Source organism: Thomasclavelia saccharogumia DSM 17460, assembly GCF_000686665.1.
In the GTDB taxonomy this organism is placed as follows: Bacteria; Bacillota_I; Bacilli_A; order Erysipelotrichales; family Coprobacillaceae; genus Thomasclavelia; species Thomasclavelia saccharogumia.
This window is the reverse complement of record NZ_JMLH01000108.1, coordinates 1-5,301: the sequence shown is the minus strand read 5'-3', so window position 1 is coordinate 5,301 and position 5,301 is coordinate 1. Positions and strand designations below refer to the sequence as shown.

2 protein-coding genes are annotated in these 5,301 nt (G+C 31.4%); one reads left to right on the top strand and one right to left on the bottom strand.

Translation table 11 applies throughout. The features are described 5' to 3' along the window. Positions 1 to 255, bottom strand: a 255-nt coding sequence (tnpA, locus tag BR82_RS16085) for an IS66 family insertion sequence element accessory protein TnpA (RefSeq protein WP_034865227.1), incomplete at its 3' end; no start/stop codon positions are given. Positions 256 to 720: 465 nt separating this feature from the next. Here tnpA and BR82_RS16490 point away from each other — a divergent pair. Next, positions 721 to 4,758 carry a family 20 glycosylhydrolase gene (locus BR82_RS16490; protein ID WP_051592855.1) on the top strand — a complete coding sequence of 1,346 codons (4,038 nt, stop codon included), beginning with the start codon at positions 721 to 723 and terminating at the stop codon, positions 4,756 to 4,758. Positions 4,759 to 5,301 lie beyond the last annotated feature (543 nt).

The window sequence follows — 5,301 nt, the reverse complement described above, 5'->3', positions numbered from 1 at the left end:
TTCGTCAAAACACAGATCAACATCATTAACGGTAATAGAAATATTTTTATTTACTTCAGTGACTGCCACAGGTGTGAAAAGGTCATTATCATTTTTTACAGTTTTAGAGTAGTCAGGATAGATGATTTTTCGCCACTTATAGAAACATGATTCATTGATGGAATGCTCAGCACACCATCTTATTACTGTTTCACCAGATGAATAACATTCATCAATGATTGATTTCCAGTATTGCTTCCGTTGTTCTTTTGTCATATTAACACCTCCACTTATTGATGACTCTATTATTATATATTGAGATGTTTTTTACTGTTAGGTGTATGCTATTTGACGCTTACGTTGTTTATTATATGACAGCTTTATTTAATAATAGTTGTAAGAGTTTTAGAAACTTATAATATATAGAATAATTAACGAGATAATTTGATATGATCAGGTAACACTTATGACAAAGTGTTACCTTTTTTTATACAGAAAGAAACTATCGATAATATGAATTAAATTTTAAAAATGTTATAATAAACTATAGGGAATGCAAAATTTAGAGCTCTAAATATATGAAGTATGAAGGGGTTGGAGTTTTAATGTATTCTAAATATTTTATAATAAATTATAATAGTTAGGAGATGATACTGATAAAATATTTTAAATTATGATTGGGAAAATAATAATTAGAATTTTATGATGTTTTACTATGATAGATAGTAATGGAGGCAAAAAATGAAAAAGAAAGGAAAAAAAATTTTAGGAGCGTTATTAGCTGCAATACTTATGGTGAACATTCCTGCTGTTCATGCAAGCACAAATACAGTTAGTGATAGCTTTAAAGTAGCATCGTTTAATATTGCAGCTGGGAAAAAACCAGATATTGAAGCAATGAACAATGCTTTAGAACAAGAAAATATTGACGTTGTAGGAGTGCAGGAAGTAGATATAAATACAGGTCGTAATAATTACGATATGCTTGCAAAGTTTAAGGAATATGAATATTTTACAGACTCATATTTCCAAAAAACTATTGATTATAGTGGTGGGGAATATGGAATAGGATTATTATCAAGATATGAATTCAAAGAAGAATCAGGTGCTTCTCTTTCAAATGAAGGAAATTATGAAGCTAGAGCATATGCTCGTGGTGTATTTGAAAAAGATGGTAAAGAAGTAGCAATCTATAATACACATTTAACACACGAAAGCCAAAGTTTGAGAGCAAAACAGATGAGTGAAGTGTTAGAAGCAATGGATGCTGATCCAACACCATATAAAATTTTAACTGGTGATTTTAATACCGATCAGTCAATTACAGAAAATTATCCAATGATGAAAAATTATAATTTGGCTAATGGTAAAGATGGTGTTTGGTACAATACATATAACCAATATGATTCATCTATGAATGTATATTGCATAGATAATATTGTTACTACTAGAAATATCAAAGTTAATGAAGTAAAGATGGTAGAAACAGGATTATCTGATCATAATATGCTTTATATTGATTGTCAATTACTTGATCAAGAAGAACCATCAAGACAGCTATTAGATTGTTTATTAGCTGATGCTAAAGACGTAAAAGCTTCTGGGTATGAGGAAACTAGCTATCAAGCATTACAAGATGCTATTGCTGATGTTGAACAGTTAGCGACTAATAGCAGTCAAGATGAAATTGATGCAGCCATCGCTATGTTAGAGACAAAGATTTCTGAGTTAGAACCAGCAAAAACATTAGAAAATACGATAATTCCAAAGCCAGTCGAAGTATATGAAACAACTGGTAACTTTACATTGAATAATGAAACAGTGATCAATGTAAAAGGAAGAACTAGTGAAGAAACAGAAGAACTTGCAACAACTGCTGAGTATATCGCTACGAAGTTTAGAGCATCAACTGGATATCCATTAGCAGTTGTAAATGGCAGTGATGTAGTTGATAACAGCATTGTTTTAACAACAGCTGATAATGAAGATCAGGGTGAAGAAGGTTATACGATCGATACTACTAATAATGGGGTAAAAATCGTTGCCAATCAGCCAGCAGGTGTATTTAGAGCAGTGCAGACTTTAAGACAGATGTTACCAGCAGATATTGAAAAGTCAGAAGTAGTTAGTGATGTAGAATGGAATATTCCAGGATCACATATTGAAGATAAACCAGAATATGAATATCGAGGAACGATGTTAGATGTTTCAAGACATTTCTTTTCTGTTGATGATGTAAAGGAGCATATTGATAACATCGCACAATATAAGATCAACAAATTACACATGCATTTAAGTGATGACCAGGGATGGCGTTTAGAAATCAAAGGTGAAGAATATGCTAACTTAACAGATTTGGGGGCTTCAACATCTTGTACACATAATGGGGAAAGACCAGGATTCTATACCCAAGAAGAGTTTAAAGAAATTATAAAATATGCTCAAGAAAGATATGTAGAAATAATACCAGAATTTGATATGCCAGGACATGCATGGGCTGCATTGGTATCATTGCCAATGTTAAACAGTACAGAGGATGGAAAACCATATGCAAGCGGTTATGACAATACAAAACCATATCAAGGATGGGATGTTGGATGGGCATCATTGGAATGTCATAATGAAAATACATATAAATTTATAGAAGAAGTAATTAAACAGGTTTCAGAAATCTCACCATCAAAATATTTACATATAGGAGGAGATGAAGCACATTCAACATCAACTGAAGATTATAAATATTTTGTAAATAGGGTTACTGAAATAGCACAAAAATATGGAAAAACACCAATAGGGTGGCAAAATTACGATAATGCAGTAGAAGATAAAGAAGGAACAGTTACTCAATTCTGGTCAACAGGAAATGCAAAGATGAGTAGTGGAGTGAAATATATAGCATCACCAGCAGATTATGCATATATAGATATGAAATATGATAGTAATTGTGAATTAGGATTACAATGGGCAGCACAAATATCAATAAAAAGAGGATATGAGTGGGATCCAACGAACTATGGAAGTAAAGAACAGATAGTAGGAATAGAATGTCCAATGTGGACAGAAACATTATCAAGTTTAGAATCATTAGAATATATGGCATTTCCAAGGATATTAGGACATGCAGAAGTAGGGTGGACAGCAAAAGAAGATCGCAGCTGGAATGAATATAAAGAAAGACTGATAGTTCATGGCGAAAGACTAGAAAATCAGGGAATCAATTATTATAAAGATGAAAGTATCTGGAAAGAGCCATATGTAGAAGTAAATACAAGCTGGAGTTTTGACGAAGGAGAAGGAACAGTAGCTAAAGATAGTGCTGATTTATATCCTGGAACGATCAGTGGAAATGTATCATGGATAGATGGAGTTAAAGGAAAAGGACTTCAATTTAATGGAAATGGTTATGTTGATCTAGGAATCAAGGATCTAGAAGGAAACTGGACTGCCAGCATGTGGGTAAATCGTAGTGCTAATAGCGCAACTAATACAGCCTTATTATCAGGTAATCAAAGTGAAATTAAACTAGAACAATGGAAGAATACACAAAAAGTAGGAATCACAGAATTTGGTGTAGAAGATTATACATTCAATTATAGTGCACCAATAGGAGAATGGGTACACTTAACATTTGTATGCGATGATAGTGGAACTAGCTTATATGTAAATGGAGAGTACCAGGATCGAGTAGATGTTGTACTTGCAGGACCAGCAACAAGAATTGGGGCTAATGCAAAATCTGGATTAGCAGATTCAGGTGGTTTGTATGGTGCATTGGATGAGGTAAATATCTTTAATCGAGCATTAACTGCTGATGAAGTTAAGGAATTAGCTCAATTACCAGAAACAGTTTCAAAAACAGAATTACAAGCATTATTTGATGAATGTTTAGAACTTAAAGAAACAGATTATACAACAGAAAGTTGGACACAATTTAAAAATGTGTTGGATGATGTTGAAACAATTTTAGATAATGAAGATGTAACTCAAATAGAAGTAGATAGTGCCTTGGATAGATTACAGGCTGCAAAAGACGGATTAGTTGAAAAAGTAATTGAAACAGATAAATTAGCTTTACAAATTGCTATTGAAATGGCAGAAGCTGCTGATTTAGAAAATGTCGTACCAGTCGTAGTAACTGAATTTAATGAAGCTTTAACAAACGCTAAAGAAGTATATGCAAAAACTAATGCAACTCAAGAAGAAGTAGATAATGCTTTTGATCGACTAGCAGATGTAATGCATATGTTAGAATTCTATCAAGGTGATAAAACAGCATTGTTTTTAGATGAAAGTAAATATATCGAATCATCATGGCAGGCAATGTTACCAGTATTGGATAAAGCAAATGCAGTTTTAGCAGATGAAAATGCAATGCAGGATGAAGTTGATGAAGCATATACAGAATTAGTAAAAGCATTCTTAGACTTAAGATTAAAACCAAATAAAGATTTATTAAATGATCTAATTAATAAAACTCAAAGTTTAAATTCTGCAAGTTACACTTCAGAATCATGGGCAGTAGTAGCAGATGCTTTAAATGAAGCCAAAGCAATATTAGAAGATCCAGAAGCAAGTCAAGAACAGGTAGATAATGCCAAAGATGTGTTAGCTAAAGCAATGGCAGGATTAGAAATAGTTGAAACAAATAATCCAGTCAAAGCAGGCGATACAACGGTAAGTATCAAGACTGGAGATGACAGTTTAATTGGTTTATTTGCAGGACTTAGCTTATTAAGTATGGCTACAGTTATAACTAATTATAGAAGAAAAGAAAATTAGAATAACTAAATACTTAAAAAAGTATAAGTAGGTTTAAGGAACAACCAAAATTTAAAGAGTTGTTCCTTTTGTTTTGTCCAGATATTTTTTTACTTTATTTTTAAGTTTATAAAACTCTTTTTTGACTTTGAAGTAGCGAGAACATGTTCGTTTTTTGTTATTCTAAATTAATTTGTTGTGCACATATTCAAAATCTTTAAATATTTCTATTAGATTGTTCGTAAGCAGTAAATTATGTTGATATGAACATAATTTACCGCTATTTCTTTTCTTATGAAAGCTGAAGTATAATTGTCTTTTAAAGAAGATAATGAAAGATGATTTTTTAAAATGCTTTCACCAGAAGAGTTAGATGCAAAATAAAAATGAATTGTATAAGTGTTAGAAAATTAAATTTTAAGGAATATAAAATAGAGATGATTAATTAATGGGAAAATGATATAATAAGTTATAAACTTAAACAAATTTTATAACCAAATAAAAAAAAGGATTCTAAATTATCCAACATTGGATAAAAATGTAATCCAGTAAAAAAATTTGAAT